Source organism: Nissabacter archeti, assembly GCF_018257325.1.
GTDB classification, from domain to species: Bacteria; Pseudomonadota; Gammaproteobacteria; order Enterobacterales; family Enterobacteriaceae; genus Chimaeribacter; species Chimaeribacter arupi.
Genome location: NZ_JAERKB010000002.1, coordinates 316,164 through 333,596, shown reverse-complemented (window position 1 = coordinate 333,596; position 17,433 = coordinate 316,164). Strand labels below are relative to the sequence as shown.

Below are 17,433 nucleotides of genomic sequence, written 5' to 3'. Positions count from 1 at the left end.
AATCAGCGGCGGGACCTAAACTGAAACCTCATGAGCGATAGTGCGAGATCAGACGAAAAATTATCTCAACACTCTTGGTAGTTTGGCAACCGAATAAATCGTTACTCTGCCGCAGGAGGGAAACCATACGTTTTTATCGGCATTTCTCGTGGAATAAGAATCTCGGTGCGCAATTCGGTAACCCTTGTATGCTAAATCGGTCGCAGCGTCAAACGCAGATGTCTCTGCCGACACAAAAAGTTGCATAACGCTGCCCGGATCGCCCCCGAATAGTTCCCCCTATTCAACCCCCTATCCTGTGGGCTGCCCGGTCACCCTCATGCTTTTTCACCCTCAGGATGCGCTGACCAGCGCAGGCGTGACAAAAATCACTAATTGGTGCTGGCTGTGCTTTTTGCGGTCGTGGGTAAACAGCGAGCCCACCCACGGAATGCTGGCAAGCCCCGGCACGTTGTCCTGGGTGTTTTCATGGTGTTGCTGAAAAATGCCGCCTAACACCACGGTTTCGCCGTCTGCTACCGTGACCTGGGTTTTGATCTCCTGCTTGTCGATCGCCAGCGCCTCCCCTTCCGCCTGCTGGATGCTGCGGCCGGGCATGTTCTGGGAAATTTGCAGGGCCAGCTGAATTCTGCCGTTACTCAACACTTTCGGCGTGACTTCCATGCCCAGCACGGCCTCCTTGAACTCAATGGAGTTGGCACCGCTGTCCCCATTGGAAACCTGATACGGGATCTCGGTGCCCTGTTTGATGCTGGCGGTCTGCAAATGTGCCGTCAGCAAACGCGGGCTGGCGATAATTTCCACCTGGTTTTCCTGCTCCAGCGCACTCAGCTCCAGGCTGAGCAAGCGGCTGTCTATCCGGGCCAGGGTAAAACCGGCAGTGGCGGTGCTGTCTGCCACCGGCAGGCCGACCGCAAAATTATTCAGGCGGAAGCTGCCTGCCGCCCCTTCGGCCTCAGCCAGCCCCCAGGTGACCCCCAGCTCACGCAGGCTTTCATTACTGATAGTCACGATATGTGCCGTCAGCTGAACTTGTTGCAGGGGCTGATCCAGTTCCGTGATCCACTGCTCCAGCGCCGCCAATTTTTCTTCTGTGTCATGAATAAGCAAGGTATTGGTGCGCGTATCAGTCACGATGCTGCCGCGGGGTGACAGCAAGGTCGCACGCTGTGCGTTGAGGCTGGCAGCAACGCCGGCCGCCTCTGCGTTTTCCAGCGTGATGCTCAGGGTGCTGAGCGGATGGTCGTCCGCTTGTTGCTTCTGCCGGGCGCGCTGCTGTTGCTGCTGTTCATCCTGATAGGTTTGCGGAAAGATCATCAGCACATTCTTTTCCCGGTTTTGCACCAGGTTGCCCATTTTGAGCACCACATCCAACGCCTGTTGCCAGGGCACATCGTTCAGCCGCAGGGTCAGGTTGCCCTCAACGCCCGGTGCCAGCACCAGATTCAGCTGCTGGTGATCGGCCAGTGCCTGAAGCACCACGCTGACCGGGGCGTCATGAAAAGCCAGATCCAGCGTGCCGGGCGGGGTTTGCGCGCCACAGCCAGCAGACCATAGCAGCAGCCCGCCTCCGGCCAGGGAAAAAACGGCACGCAGTGCGCTTGATAGTACGTGTTGTAACCAGTCTGCCGTGCAGGCCGGGAGAGAATAATAAAGGTGCAGAACCCAGTTTTTCATCAGATATCCTTATCGTTATGGCTGTTTTTTGCCCGCTTTATGGCGTATTGGTTTTCCACCGCTAATGGGTTTCCCACGCCTTATTTTTCCCATTGCAACCGGAGGGTGCCGGGGGCCGGGCACACATCCGGGTCGGCGGTCAGCGTCACGCCGCCTGCCGTAATCTGTTCTACCTGCCAGCCGGTTGTTCCCATCCGCACGCCGGGCATGACTTTTTGCCAGTGGCCCGCGGCATCCCGCAGCCAGGCGTGTTGCACTTCCCCTCCCTGCACAATGCCGCCCAGCGTCAGTGAAGCGACGTCTGCACAGGGTGGCAGCCTCTGCGGGGCGAACGGGTCACGGCCCGGTGTGGCAGCCCCCGCGTCCAACACACTGATAAGTAACCCGCAGGCCAGCCCGCCAAGCCAATAATGGGACGCGTTCATCGGTAACCCCTTCATTTTGCAGAGTCCGGCGCCGTCGCCAGCACTAAGGTGACGTCCAGCCCGTGCGGCCCCGGCTCAATGCCCATCTGTTCGATACCGGGCAACGGCAAACCAGCGACCGCCGCCAGAAAATGTTTTAACCCGTGGTAAGAGGCACGGATCGCCAGCCGCCAGCGCAGGGGCGACGCAGGAGACGGCCCGGTTACCGGCTCCCAGTTCAGCAGTTCGCTGTCGGACTGCCGGAGCGGCGCCGCCAGCAGGAAAGGCATCTCCTTTTCTACCGCGAGCGGGCGCGTCTGTTGCGCCTCAAGCTGCGCGATCTGTTGGTTCAGCCAGGCCGCGGGGGCCAGTGCAGCCAGCCGGGCCTGATGCTGGTCAATCGCCTGCCGGGTCGTGACGTGCGTTGCAGCGAGGGCGTTAACCTGCCGCCAGCCGGGCAACAACATGACCCGGCAACCGAGGCCGGTGAGTAATAAAAGCAGCAGCGAGGCCGCGCCGATCTGTTGCCTGCGCGGCCGGTGTTGCCACTGCGCCAGACTCTGTTGCAGACGAGGAGTCATCCTGTTCCCTCCCTTTCCATGTTGCCTGAAGCACAAAGTGAAGCAGCCCATCAGGTTGCTGGCGGACGCTTTCCAGCCTCACCGCCGCTGTTTCCCGGCCCTGCTCCAGCGCACGCGTAAACGCAATCACCCGGTCATAGCGCGCGCTCAACCCTTGCCAGCGCACGCTGCCCGGTTGCTCCTGCCAGTGGGTCAACCACACGCCCCCGGGAATAGCAGCTTCCACCTCTTCCAGCAGCCGCAGCGCGCGGCGGCGGGCGGTATGGCGCTGCTGCGCCTCATGCGCCTGTTGCAGTAATAATGTATGGCGCGCCATGAGTGCCTGTCGCTGAGCCAGTTGGTGCGTAAGCGCCTGCAACTGTGCGCCGGCCACCGCCTGCCGGGCTTTCAGGGTGACGGCCCGCAGATGCAGCCACCCACCGCCGCTTGCCAGCATGATAACCAGGAGCAGTAAGACGGCGGCTGTGGCGTAAATCGTCTGTTGCCAGCGCACCTGGCGCCGGCGCTGCCGCCACGGCAGCAGATTCACCTGCATCATTCATGATCCTCCGGCCGTACGGCTAACCCTGCCGCCAGCGCAAATGCCCCCGGCGGCGCACCCTCGGTCGGGCAGGCGCCCGGTAAAGAGGCAAAGGGTGTCCAGCCTTGCATACCGTCAGGGTTAGGCTCCGTCTGCTCAGAGGAGAAAAAGCAGGGCAACGCACGCAACGGTGCCGGCAGGGCGGCCAGCACGTCACCGGCGTTTTCTGCGGCGTCTGCCATGCCGGACTGGAAAGGACGATGGCGCGGCGACACCCAGACCCACCCTTGCCGCAGATGGTGGAGCATCAACGCATCAGCCGGTACGCCCGACAGCGCACCGATGTAATGCAGTGCACAAGGTGAGATGTCCACGGCGTCCGGGTACAGGCCCGCCGCCTGCAACAGGGCGAGCCAGGCAGCCAGCTCCTGCCGGTGCGCCGCCGTGACCAGCATCTGATCCGGCTGGCCGGGTGCGGTGCGGTAATCAAACACCAGTGCATCACGGTCCAGCGGGAAAAGCCGGGCCGCGTGCGCCAGCAGGAAAGCCTCACGGTGCGGTTCCTGCAATTGGGGAGCCGGCGACGGCAGGGTGCGTTGCAGCACTCTGGCGGCAGGCAACGCCAGCCGCAGAGAGAACTGCCGGGGCAACCCGCCACGCCAGCGGCGCAGCGTTTCTTTCTGGATATCCGGTGACGGCAAACCACCGGAAAGCGGGGCCGTACCGGCCAGCGGCTGGTGCCAGCAGCCGCGAAGCTGCCACTCACCCCGCCTGCGGACAACCGCGACCGCGTAATACGCATGCGGTTGAATATCCAGACCAATCTGCCATTTTTCCCTGGCCATCCTGTCCCCCCTCCCTGGCGTCTGATGATAAAAGAACGTATCTATGCTGTAGGGTTGCCTTTATACTACGCCGCGATTGTTTATAAACTGCCCAAACGACATTAAGTGGGAAATCTCAGGTGAAGTTCGTAAAGTATTTTTTGATTCTTGCAGTGTGTTGCATTGTGCTGGGAGCTGCCTCGATCTATGGCTTGTACAAATATATCGAGCCGCAGTTGCCGGATGTGGCCACATTGAAAGATGTGCGCTTACAGACCCCGATGCAGGTGTACAGCGCAGAGGGCGAGCTGATTGCCCAGTATGGCGAGAAGCGCCGTATCCCGTTGACGCTTGACCAGATCCCGCCGGAAATGGTGCATGCCTTTATCGCGACAGAAGACAGCCGGTTCTATGAACACCACGGCGTTGACCCGGTAGGGATTGTGCGTGCCGCGTCGGTGGCGCTGGCCTCCGGCCATGCGTCGCAGGGGGCGAGCACCATTACCCAGCAGCTGGCCCGTAACTTCTTCCTCAGCCCGGAACGCACGCTGATGCGTAAGATTAAGGAAGCGTTTCTGGCGATCCGGATTGAACAGTTACTGACCAAGGATGAAATCCTGGAGCTGTATCTGAATAAGATCTACCTCGGCTACCGGGCTTACGGTGTCGGGGCGGCTGCCCATGTCTATTTCGGTAAGGATGTCAGCCAGCTGACGCTGGGCGAAATGGCCGTGATTGCCGGCCTGCCGAAAGCGCCTTCCACCTTTAACCCGCTCTATTCCCACACCCGCGCGTTGTCACGCCGCAATGTGGTGCTGTCGCGAATGCTGGAAGAGAACTACATCACGCAGGCGCAGTATGAGCAGGCGCGGGATGAAGAGCTGGACGCGGATTACCACGGGCCAAGCATCGCTTTCTCAGCGCCTTACCTGTCAGAGATGGTGCGTCAGGAGATGGTGAAGCGTTACGGTGAAAACGCCTATAACGACGGCTACCGGGTTTACACCACGATTACCAAAAAGAACCAGCTGGCTGCGCAGGCCGCGGTGCGTAATAACGTGCTGGCCTATGACATGCGCCACGGTTACCGCGGCCCGTCCAAGGTGCTGTGGCAGCGCGGTGAGCCGGAATGGGATCAGCAGCAGATTACCAAAACGCTGAAAGCCCTGCCGGTGTATGGCCCGCTGTTCCCGGCGGTGGTGACGCAAGCCACGGCCGATCAGGCCACGGCGATGCTCTCTACCGGCGAAGCCGTTACCCTGCCGCTGGCAGGTGTCCGCTGGGCGCGGGCGTTCAAGTCTGACAACCTGCAAGGGCCGACGCCAAAGCGGGTGTCGGATGTGGTGCAGCCGGGCCAGCAGATTTGGGTACGCAAAGTTGAGAACGACTGGTGGCTGGCACAGGTGCCGGACGTCAACTCCGCGCTGGTTTCGCTTGACCCGAAAGACGGCGCGGTGAAAGCGCTGGTGGGCGGCTTTGACTTTAACCAGAGTAAATTTAACCGCGCCACGCAGGCGTTGCGTCAGGTCGGCTCCAACATCAAGCCGTTCCTTTACACTGCCGCGATGGACAAAGGGCTGACGCTGGCGACCATCCTCAATGACCTGCCGATCTCCCGCTGGGATGCCGGTGCCGGTACGGACTGGCGGCCGAAAAACTCCCCGCCGGTGTATGACGGGCCAATCCGTCTGCGCCAGGGGCTGGGGCAGTCTAAAAACGTGGTGATGGTACGTGCGATGCGCGCAATGGGCGTGGATTATGCAGCAGAATACCTGCAACGCTTCGGTTTCCCGGCGCAGAATATCGTTCACTCTGAATCGCTGGCGCTGGGTTCCGCCTCGTTCACCCCGCTGCAACTGGTCCGGGGTTATGCGGTGCTGGCCAACGGCGGTTTCCTGGTAGACCCGTATTTCATCACCAAAGTGGAGGATGAGAACGGTAACACGGTGTTTGAAACCACGCCGAAAGTGGTCTGTGAAAGCTGTAATCTGCCGGTGATCTACGGCGAAACCCAGCGTTCTGTGATGCTGTCGGATGATAATGTGGAAAACGTGGCCGTCTCGCAGGACCCGAATGCCAACGCCACCGCCCCGATGCCGCAACTGGAGCAGGTCAGCCCCGGCCAGCCGGCAGGCAATCAGCAGTATGCGCCGCATGTGATAAGCACCCCGCTGGCCTTCCTGATGCACGACGCGCTGAACAGCAACATCTTTGGTGAACCGGGCTGGATGGGTACCGGCTGGCGTGCCGGCCGTGAACTCAAGCGCCATGATATCGGCGGCAAAACTGGTACCACCAATAACTCGAAAGATGCGTGGTTCTCAGGTTACGGCCCGGATACCGTGACCTCGGTCTGGATCGGTTTCGATGACCATCGCCGCGATCTGGGCCGCAGCACGGCCTCCGGTGCCATTCCCGACCAGATTGCCGGGGCAGAAGGTGGGGCGAAAAGTGCCCAACCCGCCTGGGATGAGTACATGAAAACCGCGCTGGAAGGCATCCCGGAACAGACGGTGACCCCACCGCCCGGCATTGTCAGTGTGACGATCGACAAGCGCACCGGCAAACTGGGTGACGGCGGTGCCGGCAGCCGCAGTGAGTACTTTATCGATGGGACACAGCCCACCGAGCACGCGGTGCATGATGTCGGCACCACCCTGATGGACAACGGCCAGACACACGAGCTGTTCTGACGTCTCTTCAGGCAATAAAAAAGCCGGTCAGCAATGACCGGCTTTTTTTATACCTTGTGCGGTGTTTACAGCGACTGCTGGAAGAACTGCTGGGCCAGGAACAGTGCACTCACATTGCGTGCTTCCCGGAAATCCGGCTGTTGCAGCAGTTCCATCATGCGCGCGAGCGGCCAGCGCACCTGTACCAACGGCTCCGGCTCATCCCCTTCGAGCTTTTTCGGGAAGAGATCGCGGGCAATCACGATGTTCATTTTGCTGGAGAAATAGGAAGGCGCCATCGTCAGTTTGGTCAGGTAGTCAAAACGCTGCGCACCGTACCCTACCTCTTCCATCAGTTCCCGGTTGGCGGCCTCAAGCACCCCTTCACCCGGATCGATCAACCCTTTCGGGAAACCGAGCTCATAATCCTCAATACCCACCGCATATTCGCGGATCAGCAGCAGATCATCACCGATAACCGGCACAATCATCACGGCTTCACGCTCTGAGGGGCGCATCCGCTCATAGACGCGCTGTTCACCATTGCTGAATGCCAGGTCAACCGATTCCACGTTGAACAGCCGCGAGCGCGCCACGGTTTCAACTTTCAGGATTTTTGGTTTTTGCAGAGGTTTTTCCATGTCATCCCCAAGAATTCGAGCCTGCGACAGGCGTTAACCATGACCCTGTCATGGCATGCTACATTATGGCGTGTTACATCCCCATTGCGTACGATTACCCCAGGGCGTGCTGCCGCCCCGCGCGCTCAGGGTGCAATGGGCAGCCGGTGGCGTAGTGACCCGGCACGCGGTCCATTGTGCGTTACCCGGTATGGCCGCGGCAATTGCCTGCTGAGTTTTTACTTATTATTAACAGAGCCGGCCCGCTTGCTACAGGCTTTTTTCTGCACAGAACGCGCTTTTTTCCAGCATACCGTGACGGCGGGTGATTTCTTTTCGCCGCTTTGCAAGATCTTTTTCTATCAATTGGTTACGCTTACGGCGATTCGCAGGCAAAATAGGATTATGCCGATATTGGCAGGGCAAGCTGATTGTTATCATCCAATGAGGTCTATATTTGCCCTATCCTTTTGTCACCGCTGGTTAAGCCCGGTATACCGTTCTCTCTGGTGGTACGTTAAGCTGCTTGCATGTCACAACACACACTTAATATACTGTTTTTAAAAGAGTTGACACACGTCAGCGTCGCCCTAACGGGGAATAGATGAGCACAATAGCCGTAATATTGGCTGCACTGTTTGCCATGCTGATCGTTATCGGGGGTTATTTGAGAAGTATTTTGCGTCATCGTACGCCCTTTGCTTCGTCGCTGCCTTTCATGAAGCCAACCCATCGTAAACTGACACCAGAAGAACGTCAGGCCGTCGAGCGCTACCTGCGCCAAAGTGACCGGCTGAGCCTCAGCTCGCTCTCTGCCAGCAATAATATTTTCTCCCTGCGGGACAAACTCACCTTAACGCCGAAGAGCGATACCGTCTATTCACTGACCAAAGCGATCACCCGTTATGGGGTCGCCAGTGATGAGCCGAATAAATGGCGCTATTACCTGGATACGGAAGAGGTACACCTGCCGCCGTTCTGGGAGCCTTACATCACGCAGGACAACCAGGTTGAGATTATCCGCACCCAGACCATTCCGCTGGTGATCTCCCTGAACGGCCATTCGCTGCTCAACCATGTGTATGACCGCCGCACCCCGCCGGCCCCGGTCGTGGTGGCACCGTCGCAGAACGCCTCTATCCGCAAGGAAGAGAGCGAACACATTGAGCTACTGACCATCCGCCGTGAAACGCCGGAAGAGCACGCGCTTTATCAGTCCAATGGCGTGCGTGAAGCGTTGGCGCTGTCCGGCGCGATGATCCTGCTGTTTTTCAGCCTGACCAGCCCGATGGTGTTCCTGCCGTGGCTGATTTTGCTGGCCGTGATCCTGAGCGCCTGGGCAGGCTGGCGCCTGCTGCGCCGCCCGCAGGAGCGTGACCTGCAGGAGATCCACTGCCTGCGCGGCGCGCCGAAACGCTGGGGGCTGTTTGGCGAATCGAATCAGGGCAACATCAGCAATATTTCCCTCGGCATCATTGACCTGATTTACCCGGCGCACTGGCAGCCTTATGTCTCGCGCGATCTCGGGCAGGTCACGGATGTGGACATCTACCTCAACCGGCAGGTGGTGCGCCAGGGCCATTACCTCTCCCTGCATGACGAGGTAAAACATTTCCCGCTGCAACGCTGGGCCAAAAGCCTGGTGCTGATGTGCGGCTCGCTGCTGGTTCTGCTGATGCTGACCAGCTACATCTCCCTGAGCCTGCCGCTGAAACTGAGCCTGGCGTGGATCCAGGGGGCCAGCAGCACGCAGGTCACCAGCGTACAGGCGTTGGAAAATACGCCGCTGCGCATCGGGGATACCCTGCGGGCGCAGGGGAACGGCATGTGCTATATCCCGCCCCATTACCAGACCAGCAAACATTACGCCTTTATGCCGTTTGATTGCTCCGGCATTTACTGGAACAACGCCGCGCCGCTGCCGCTGCCGGAGTCTGACACCATTGATAAAGCCTCTGCCCTGCTGGCGGCGGTGAATAACCAGTTGCACCCGGCGGGCGGTACAGACCAGAACATCAACCCGCAACTGGCGACTGCCATTGAGAAATCGGGCATGATCCTGCTGGATAACTTTGCGGATATCGTGCTGAAAACCCAGGCGTTGTGCAGTAACGATGAAGATTGTGTGCGGCTGAAGAATGCGTTGGTCAACCTGGGGAATGCCCAGAACTGGAGCGCGCTGGTCAAGCGGGCGCAGTCCGGCAGTATGCGCGGCATGAATGTGCTGTTGCGCCCGGTAAGCGCAGAATCGCTGGATAATCTGGTTAACAGCGCGGCGTCTTCCTTCTTCTTCCACGAGACCCACCGCGCGGCAGAAGCGTTAAACAGCCCGCCGCCGGGCGGCTTCCTGATCACCAGTGATGAGGGCAAGCAACTGGTGAGCCATGCGCAGCCTGCCCTGTCGCTCTACGATTACAGCGCACAGGAACAGTGGCATGAGTTGCAGCGCCTTTCCGGCCTGCTGCTGCATACGCCGTTCCGGGCCGAAGGGATCATCACCAACATCACCATTGATGCCAACGGCACGCGGCACATCTCGCTGCACAGCGAGCCGGACATGATCACGTTGTGGCGCTATATGGGCACCAGCCTGTTGCTGCTGCTGGTCACGGTGAGCTTTATCGTGAATGCCGTGCTGCTGGTGAAACGCCTGCGCCGCCACCAGCGCCGGATCAGTGATATTCAGCACTATTACGATCACTGTTTTAACCCGTCACTCTCCCCGATGCCGCTGCGCCCCTTCAGCTGATCGCCTTCCTGCAAGACGCCGGGCAGAACCGCCCGCGTCTGTGCTAGGCTAAACGTTTAACGGCGCGCCCTCTTCCCCTTCTGCACGCCGCGGATTCACACAGACAGGAACTTTTTATGCCGCCGGATTTTGACTGGACCTGCATCGATACCGTTTTGCTGGACATGGATGGCACGCTGCTCGATCTGGAGTTTGACAGCTACTTCTGGTTGAAGCATGTACCGCAAACGCTCAGCGAACGGCGCGGGATCCCACTGGCGCAGGCGCAGGCACTGATTGAGGCGCAGTATCAGGCGGTGCAGCACACGCTGAGCTGGTATTGCTTTGATTACTGGAGCACCACGCTCGATCTGGACATCCACAGCATGACGCACGCCCTGGGCCACCGCGCCAGCGTCCGGGAAGATACCCTGCCCTTCCTCGACGCCCTGCGTGCGCAGGGAAAACGGACGATTTTGCTGACCAATGCGCACCCGCACAGCCTGGCGGTAAAAATGGCGCATACCGGCCTCGATGCGCACCTTGATTTATTGCTATCTACCCATACATTTGGTTATCCCAAAGAGGATCAGCGCTTGTGGCAGGCGGTGCAGCAGCACACCGGGTTCGATCCGGCGCGCACATTATTTGTGGATGACGGTGAACCCATTCTGGATGCGGCCAAACAATTCGGCATCCGCTACTGCCTGGGCGTTGAAAACCCGGACTCCAGCATGGCGAGAAAGACCTTTTTGCGCCATCCCTCAATGCATGACTACCGCACGTTGTTACCGGCCGCTTCCCGCCCATAACGACCCGTTCAGGAGGTTGCGATGAAGGAGACCCATCAGGATGACAATGCCGTCCGTCTGGATAAATGGCTGTGGGCCGCACGCTTCTATAAAACCCGTGCCCTGGCCCGTGAAATGATTGAAGGCGGCAAAGTGCACTATAACGGACAGCGCACCAAGCCGAGCAAGCTGGTTGAGGTGAATGCCGAGATCAAACTGCGTCAGGGAAATGACGACCGGACCCTGACTGTGCTGGCCGTGACCGCACAGCGGCGCGGCGCCCCTGAGGCGCAGCTGCTGTATGAGGAGACGGCGGCCAGTATCGAAAACCGGGAGAAAGTGGCGCTGGCGCGTAAAACCCAGTCGCTGACCATGCCCCACCCGGACCGGCGCCCGGACAAGAAAGAGCGCCGCAACCTGATCAAATTTAAATATGGCGAAGGTGAGTGAGCCTCCGCTGCACAGAGAGACTATTATGGCTAATCAAGATTCCAACGCGACGCACGACCAGCTGCATCGTTTCCTGTTCCAGAACCAGGCCGTGCGCGGCGAACTGGTGACCCTGAGCGACACCTATCAACAGGTGCTGGAAAACCACCACTATCCGGCACCGGTGAAAACCCTGCTGGGCGAATTGCTGGTGGCCACCAGTTTGCTGACGGCCACCCTGAAATTTGACGGTGACATCACCGTGCAGATCCAGGGCGACGGCCCGCTGAAGATGGCCGTGGTCAACGGGAATAACCGCCAGGAGATGCGCGGCGTCGCCCGTGTGCAGGAAGAAGCCGCCATCGCGCCGGAAAGCACGCTGAAGCAGATGATCGGCAACGGTTACCTGGTGATCACGATTACCCCGGCGGAAGGCGAGCGCTATCAGGGTGTGGTCGGTCTGGAAGGGGACACCGTGGCAGAATGCCTGGAGAATTACTTCCTGCAATCTGAACAGCTGCCGACCCGCCTGTTCATCCGTACCGGCGAAGCCGACGGCAAACCGGCCGCTGCCGGGATGCTGTTGCAGGTGCTGCCGGCGCAGAACGCCTCCACCGATGATTTCGACCACCTGACCCAGCTGACCGCCACCGTGAAAAACGAGGAGCTGTTCGGCCTGCCGGCGCATGAGGTGCTGTACCGCCTCTACCATCAGGAAGAGGCCACGGTATATGAGCCGCAGTCCGTGTGCTTCCGTTGCAGTTGCTCGCGTGAGCGCTGTGCGAATGCCCTGCGCGCCCTGCCGGATGAAGATCTGCAAAGCATTCTGGAAGAAGAAGGCCAGATTGATATGCATTGTGATTACTGCGGTGCTGACTACGTATTCGACAAGGTCGATGTCGGCGCGCTGCGCAATGCGGGCAATGAGCAAAACCCACAAATTCATTAATTTTTCTGAGGCAGCCTCCCGGCTGCCCTTTTTTTGTCCGATCCCCCGCCAATCTTGCCTGCGTTTCATTTTATGACGTGTGCTATCTCGCAGAATTGTTAAAAATAAGTGTTCTCTATTATTTTTTTTGACCCCCATCGCGTTTAATACAGACCGTGACCCTACACACTGTGTTAGTAACGTATAGCAACTAAGGAGTAGTGAAATGCGTGATCACGGTATAACACCTGATACCCTGGCCGCCTACGGCATCCATAATGTCAGCGACATCGTCTATAACCCGGACTATGCGCGTCTGTATCAGGAGGAGACTGCACCGGGGCTGGAAGGCTATGAGCGTGGCATTGAAACCAGCCTGGGCGCGATTGCTGTGGATACCGGCATCTTCACCGGCCGTTCGCCAAAAGATAAGTACATCGTCCGGGATGACATCACGCGGGACACCGTCTGGTGGGCGGATAAAGGGACCGGCAAGAATGATAATAAACCCTTAAGCCAGGAAACCTGGAACGCCCTGAAAGCCTGCGTGACGGATCAGCTCAGCGGCAAGCGCCTGTTTGTGGTGGATGCTTTCTGCGGTGCCAACCCGGACAGCCGCCTGAAAGTACGTTTTATTACCGAAGTGGCCTGGCAGGCCCATTTCGTTAAGAACATGTTTATCCGCCCGACTGACGAGGAACTTGCTGATTTTACGCCGGATTTCATCGTGATGAACGGCGCGAAATGCACGAACCCGAACTGGCGTGAACAGGGGCTGAACTCCGAGAACTTTGTGGCGTTCAACCTTACGGAAAACATCCAGTTAATCGGCGGCAGCTGGTATGGCGGCGAGATGAAAAAAGGGTTGTTCTCGGTGATGAACTACCTGTTACCGCTGAAAAACATCGCCTCTATGCACTGCTCAGCCAATGTGGGCGAGCAGGGCGATGTGGCGGTCTTCTTCGGCCTTTCCGGCACCGGCAAAACTACCCTCTCCACCGACCCGCAACGCCAGTTGATTGGTGATGATGAACACGGCTGGGATGATGACGGCGTGTTCAACTTCGAAGGCGGCTGCTACGCCAAAACCATCAAACTCTCCGAACAGGCTGAGCCGGAGATCTACCACGCTATCCGCCGCGATGCGCTGCTGGAAAACGTGGTAGTGCGCGAAGACGGCACCATCGATTTTGATGACGGCTCGAAAACGGAAAATACCCGTGTCTCTTACCCGATCTACCACATCGACAACATCGTCAAGCCGGTGTCGAAAGCGGGCCACGCGACCAAAGTGATTTTCCTGACGGCTGACGCCTTTGGTGTGCTGCCGCCGGTGTCGAAACTCACCGCCGACCAGACGCAATACCACTTCCTGTCCGGGTTCACGGCCAAACTGGCCGGTACCGAACGTGGCGTGACAGAACCGACCCCGACCTTCTCAGCCTGTTTTGGCGCGGCCTTCCTGAGCCTGCACCCGACGCAGTATGCAGAAGTGCTGGTGAAGCGTATGCAGGCGGCAGGCGCCCAGGCGTATCTGGTCAATACCGGCTGGAACGGCACCGGCAAACGCATTTCGCTCAAACATACCCGTGCCATCATCAATGCCATCCTCAGCGGTGAGCTTGATCAGCAGGAAACCTTCACACTGCCTGTCTTCAACCTGGCCGTGCCGATGGCGGTACCGGGCGTGGATGAGCACCTGCTTGACCCGCGCAACACCTACAGTGATGCCGCGCAGTGGCAGGCGAAGGCGGACGATCTGGCACGCCAGTTTATCGCCAACTTCGACAAATACACGGATACCCCGGCAGGCGCAGCCCTGGTGAAAGCTGGCCCGGCGCTCTGATCCCCCTCTTCAGGCGCACGCCGTGCGCCTGAATTCTTCTTTTGCCGGGTGCTTTTACCGCGCAAATTCTGTGTTATGCCTGTTTCCCCGGTTTATTGATAAGTGTTCCCTATGGCTACTCTGACGATCCGCAATCTCGATGATGAAATAAAAGAACAACTGCGCCTTGCCGCAGCACGCAACGGCCACTCAATGGAAGAAGAAGTGCGCGCCATCCTCCGGCAGGCGATGCTGGGCAGCACGCCCAATTACGGCCTGGCCAGCCGGGTCCGCCAGCGCTTTGCTGCGTTAAGTGACAGCGAACTGACCATCCCGGCACGCGATATGCCGACGCGCCAGCTGGAGATCGAATAATGATCGTGCTTGATACCAGCATTATCACCGAAATCATCCGGCCGGACCCGCACCGGCAGGTGATGCAGTGGCTGGACGCGCAAGACGCCAACCAGCTCTGCCTGACTGCTGTCACCGTGGCGGAACTGTTTACCGCCATCCAGTCCCTGCCCGGCCCGCGGCAGCGCCAGTTGAATACGGCACTGCTGGCGCTGCTGAATGAGGAGTTCACCCACCGGCTGCTGCCGTTTGATGCGCATTGCGCCCTACGCGCCGCCGCCCTGTCCGCAGAATTGCGCCGCCAGGGCCTGACCCTCGCGCAATCTGATCTCTACACCGCGGCAATCTGCCTGCACCATCAGGCGCAACTGGCCACCCGCCGCCCGGAAGATTTCCACTACTGCGGCCTTGCCGTGCTTAACCCATGGGGCGAACAGGGTAAACCGCGCTTCCACGAAGACGCGGCAGAATATTATGTGATGAGCCGGAAATAGCCTGAGCGGGAAACAGCCCTGAGCGGGAGACAGCCCTGAGCGGGAGACAGCCCTGAGCGGGAGACAGCCCTGAGCGGGAGACAGCCCTGAGCGGCAAATAACGATAGGCAAAACGCGGCGGGCAGGAAAGCGTGAGATAGGGCGCGGGGGCGGCCGATCCTGGCGGAATGCAGCACCGGGCATCACCCCCTGACGGTGAGCGATGGCCGGAACGTTTCCCTTAAGACGCAGGCGTTTCCCGGCTGTCTGATGCCGCTTTCGGCGGCTGCCCCGCACCGGGGGTATCGCCGTTCTTGCCTTTTACCGCCGGTAGCGGCAGATAGGCCCGGATGCGTAACCCGCCACGTTCGCTGGAGCCGATGTCCAGCGTCCCGGCGTGGGCGTCGATGATGCGCTGGACAATCGCCAGCCCCAGCCCGGTACCGCTGGTGCTGCGGGCGCTGTCACCCCGCACAAACGGCTGGAACAGGTGCTTGAGCTGATCGGGGCGGATACCCGGCCCGTCATCCTCGACCTGGAACCAGGCGCGCTGCAACTCATGGCCGCTGCTGACTTTAATCCAGCCATTGCCGTAGCGGGCGGCGTTGACCACCATGTTCACTGCGGCACGTTTCACCGACAGCGGATGCACATCCACCATCAGTTCTGCCGGGGCAAGATCGCTCTCAATCTCCCGCTCATAGCCGCTTTCTGCCGCAATCACCTCACCGAGAATGGTGTTGAGATCGCTGAGTTCCGTCTGCATCTCCTGGCCGGTGCGCAGGTAATCGATGAACTGCTCGATGATGGCGTTGCACTCTTCAATATCCTTATTGATCGACTCCGCCAGGTAGCCATCTTCATCGCCCATCATCTCCGTCGCCAGCCGGATGCGCGTCAGCGGGGTGCGCAGGTCATGGCTGACACCTGCCATCAGCAGCGTGCGGTCATCGGCCAGTTGCTTGACGCCCGCCGCCATCTGGTTAAAGGCACGGGTCACTGACCGCACTTCCGATGCGCCATACTCGCGCAACGGCGGCGGAATAATCCCCTTTCCGACCTGGAATGCCGCATGTTCCAGTTCCACCAGCGGGCGGTTCTGCATCCGGATAAACAGCCAGGCACCGCCAATCGCCAGCAGCATAATCGCCAGCGTGTACCGGAACAGTGGGGAGAAGTCGCCCTGGTGGATTTCGGTGAGCGGCACGCGCACCCAGATGTCCGGCGAGAGCCAGGTTTTCAGCCACACCACCGGGGTATTCTTGTTCATCTCGACGCGGACGTCCGTCGGGCCGCCCAGTTGCTGCGCCATCTGCTGGCTGAGGAACTGGTAATGCTGCGCCCAGCGCAGGCCGCTCTCTTCCGCCGCCGAGTTGGTGTAGAGCGAGATGCCCAATTCACGGTAGATCTCCCGCCGGAAGGCCGGCGGCACCTCCAGCAGGGTGCCGTCTTCCAGTTGCAGGCGATCTGTCATCAGCATCCGGACTTCATAGGCCAGCACTTTATTGAACTGTTGCAGGCTGGGCAGGATGGCGAAGTTCAGGACCACCAGGTAGGTCGTCACCAGGCTGACGAACAGCAGGGTGACGATCAACAGCAGGGTTCGGGCAAACGAGCTACGCGGTGAAAAGCGCAATCGCCTCATGCTTTACTGCCGTCCGGGACGAAGACGTAGCCAAGACCCCACACGGTCTGGATATAACGCGGGTGCGCCGGGTCCTCTTCCACCATGCGGCGCAGGCGGGAGATCTGTACGTCGATGGAGCGCTCCATGGCGCTGTATTCACGGCCGCGCGCCAGGTTCATCAGCTTATCGCGTGACAACGGCTCACGCGGGTGGCTCACCAGCGCTTTCAGCACCGCAAACTCACCGCTGGTCAGCGGCATCGGTTCATCTTCGCGGAACATTTCACGGGTGCCGAGGTTCAGCTTGAATTTGCCGAAGGAGATCACGGCCTCTTCCTGGGACGGCGCGCCCGGCAGTTCATTGGCCTGACGGCGCAGCACGGCACGGATACGGGCCAGCAGCTCACGCGGGTTGAACGGTTTCGGGATGTAGTCATCGGCACCGATCTCCAGGCCGACGATACGGTCAACCTCTTCACCTTTCGCCGTGACCATAATGATCGGCATCGGGTTACTCTGGCTGCGCAGGCGGCGGCAGATAGAGAGGCCATCTTCACCCGGCAGCATCAGGTCCAGCACCATCAGATGGAAGGATTCACGCGTCAACAGGCGGTCCATCTGTTCGGCGTTCGCCACACTGCGTACCTGGAAGCCCTGCTCCGTCAGATAGCGCTCTAACAGGGCGCGTAAACGCATGTCGTCATCCACCACCAGAATCTTGTGATTCTCTTGCATCTCTTTACTCCCAAAGGCTTAAGCCTGAACCCTCGCGGGCATAATTAACCCGGAAAACCTGTCGCGTGGACGGCCGGTTACCGCAGCCATACTCACTTATCTTTTCGCTCAGGCGCACCCTTTTTGCCGGTACGTCATGCGGCGTCGTAAACACGGGCTATTGTTAAAAAACTCCGCCGCTTCAGACAGCGTTATATGGTATATATTCTAGACGAAATTGTTACAAAGATTATTGATTTGCCCAAT

The 17,433-nt window shown here is 59.3% G+C and carries 16 protein-coding genes; 8 read left to right on the top strand and 8 right to left on the bottom strand.

The genetic code is table 11. The features are described from left to right. Positions 1 to 333: 333 nt before the first annotated feature. The 5 genes from hofQ to pilM all read right to left on the bottom strand — a co-directional run bounded on the left by hofQ (position 334) and on the right by pilM (position 4,027). Positions 334 to 1,578 carry a DNA uptake porin HofQ gene (gene hofQ, locus JK232_RS04220; protein ID WP_420847729.1) on the bottom strand — a complete coding sequence of 415 codons (1,245 nt, stop codon included), beginning with the start codon at positions 1,576 to 1,578 and terminating at the stop codon, positions 334 to 336. A gap of 179 nt (positions 1,579 to 1,757) precedes the next feature. Further along, positions 1,758 to 2,102, bottom strand: coding sequence for a HofP DNA utilization family protein (locus JK232_RS04215; RefSeq protein ID WP_212588859.1), 345 nt, complete (start codon positions 2,100 to 2,102; stop codon positions 1,758 to 1,760). An 11-nt stretch (positions 2,103 to 2,113) separates the two neighbouring features. Further along, positions 2,114 to 2,548, bottom strand: a complete 435-nt coding sequence (locus tag JK232_RS04210; RefSeq protein WP_165699698.1) for a hypothetical protein — start codon at positions 2,546 to 2,548, stop codon at positions 2,114 to 2,116. Continuing rightward, complete coding sequence (locus JK232_RS04205) at positions 2,520 to 3,200, bottom strand: PilN domain-containing protein (RefSeq protein ID WP_212588858.1); 681 nt, start codon at positions 3,198 to 3,200, stop codon at positions 2,520 to 2,522. The genes JK232_RS04210 and JK232_RS04205 overlap by 29 nt, the downstream gene beginning before the upstream one ends. After that, positions 3,197 to 4,027, bottom strand: a complete 831-nt coding sequence (gene pilM, locus JK232_RS04200) for a pilus assembly protein PilM (protein WP_101854206.1) — start codon at positions 4,025 to 4,027, stop codon at positions 3,197 to 3,199. The genes JK232_RS04205 and pilM overlap by 4 nt, the downstream gene beginning before the upstream one ends. A 119-nt stretch (positions 4,028 to 4,146) precedes the next feature. Here pilM and mrcA point away from each other — a divergent pair, with 119 nt between their 5' ends. Further along, entirely contained in the window at positions 4,147 to 6,699 is a 2,553-nt protein-coding gene (gene mrcA / locus JK232_RS04195; RefSeq protein WP_072927468.1) for a peptidoglycan glycosyltransferase/peptidoglycan DD-transpeptidase MrcA, read from the top strand. Positions 6,700 to 6,764: 65 nt separating this feature from the next. Here mrcA and nudE read toward each other — a convergent pair whose 3' ends face one another. After that, positions 6,765 to 7,319 carry an ADP compounds hydrolase NudE gene (gene nudE / locus JK232_RS04190; RefSeq protein ID WP_072927469.1) on the bottom strand — a complete coding sequence of 185 codons (555 nt, stop codon included), beginning with the start codon at positions 7,317 to 7,319 and terminating at the stop codon, positions 6,765 to 6,767. Between the two features lie 583 nt (positions 7,320 to 7,902). Here nudE and JK232_RS04185 point away from each other — a divergent pair. The 7 genes from JK232_RS04185 to JK232_RS04155 all read left to right on the top strand — a co-directional run bounded on the left by JK232_RS04185 (position 7,903) and on the right by JK232_RS04155 (position 14,847). Continuing rightward, on the top strand, positions 7,903 to 10,047 hold the full coding sequence (locus JK232_RS04185) for an intracellular growth attenuator family protein (protein ID WP_072927471.1): 2,145 nt from the start codon (positions 7,903 to 7,905) through the stop codon (positions 10,045 to 10,047). Positions 10,048 to 10,163: 116 nt separating this feature from the next. Continuing rightward, positions 10,164 to 10,838, top strand: coding sequence for a GMP/IMP nucleotidase (yrfG, locus tag JK232_RS04180; protein ID WP_072927473.1), 675 nt, complete (start codon positions 10,164 to 10,166; stop codon positions 10,836 to 10,838). Between the two features lie 21 nt (positions 10,839 to 10,859). After that, on the top strand, positions 10,860 to 11,267 hold the full coding sequence (hslR, locus tag JK232_RS04175; protein WP_072927474.1) for a ribosome-associated heat shock protein Hsp15: 408 nt from the start codon (positions 10,860 to 10,862) through the stop codon (positions 11,265 to 11,267). A 25-nt stretch (positions 11,268 to 11,292) separates the two neighbouring features. Continuing rightward, complete coding sequence (hslO, locus tag JK232_RS04170) at positions 11,293 to 12,195, top strand: Hsp33 family molecular chaperone HslO (RefSeq protein WP_072927476.1); 903 nt, start codon at positions 11,293 to 11,295, stop codon at positions 12,193 to 12,195. A gap of 205 nt (positions 12,196 to 12,400) precedes the next feature. Then, positions 12,401 to 14,020 (top strand): phosphoenolpyruvate carboxykinase (ATP), encoded by a 1,620-nt coding sequence (gene pckA, locus JK232_RS04165; RefSeq protein ID WP_212588857.1) that lies wholly within the window; start codon positions 12,401 to 12,403, stop codon positions 14,018 to 14,020. Between the two features lie 111 nt (positions 14,021 to 14,131). Next, positions 14,132 to 14,374 carry a FitA-like ribbon-helix-helix domain-containing protein gene (locus JK232_RS04160; protein WP_072927480.1) on the top strand — a complete coding sequence of 81 codons (243 nt, stop codon included), beginning with the start codon at positions 14,132 to 14,134 and terminating at the stop codon, positions 14,372 to 14,374. Next, on the top strand, positions 14,374 to 14,847 hold the full coding sequence (locus JK232_RS04155) for a type II toxin-antitoxin system VapC family toxin (RefSeq protein ID WP_072927481.1): 474 nt from the start codon (positions 14,374 to 14,376) through the stop codon (positions 14,845 to 14,847). The genes JK232_RS04160 and JK232_RS04155 overlap by 1 nt, the downstream gene beginning before the upstream one ends. 220 nt (positions 14,848 to 15,067) lie before the next feature. Here JK232_RS04155 and envZ read toward each other — a convergent pair whose 3' ends face one another. Next, the gene (gene envZ / locus JK232_RS04150; RefSeq protein ID WP_241506085.1) at positions 15,068 to 16,471 is read right to left on the bottom strand and encodes a two-component system sensor histidine kinase EnvZ; all 1,404 of its coding nucleotides are present in this window, start codon (positions 16,469 to 16,471) and stop codon (positions 15,068 to 15,070) included. Continuing rightward, entirely contained in the window at positions 16,468 to 17,187 is a 720-nt protein-coding gene (gene ompR / locus JK232_RS04145; protein WP_009635740.1) for an osmolarity response regulator transcription factor OmpR, read from the bottom strand. Before ompR ends, envZ begins: the two co-directional genes overlap by 4 nt. Between the last annotated feature and the right edge of the window lie 246 nt (positions 17,188 to 17,433).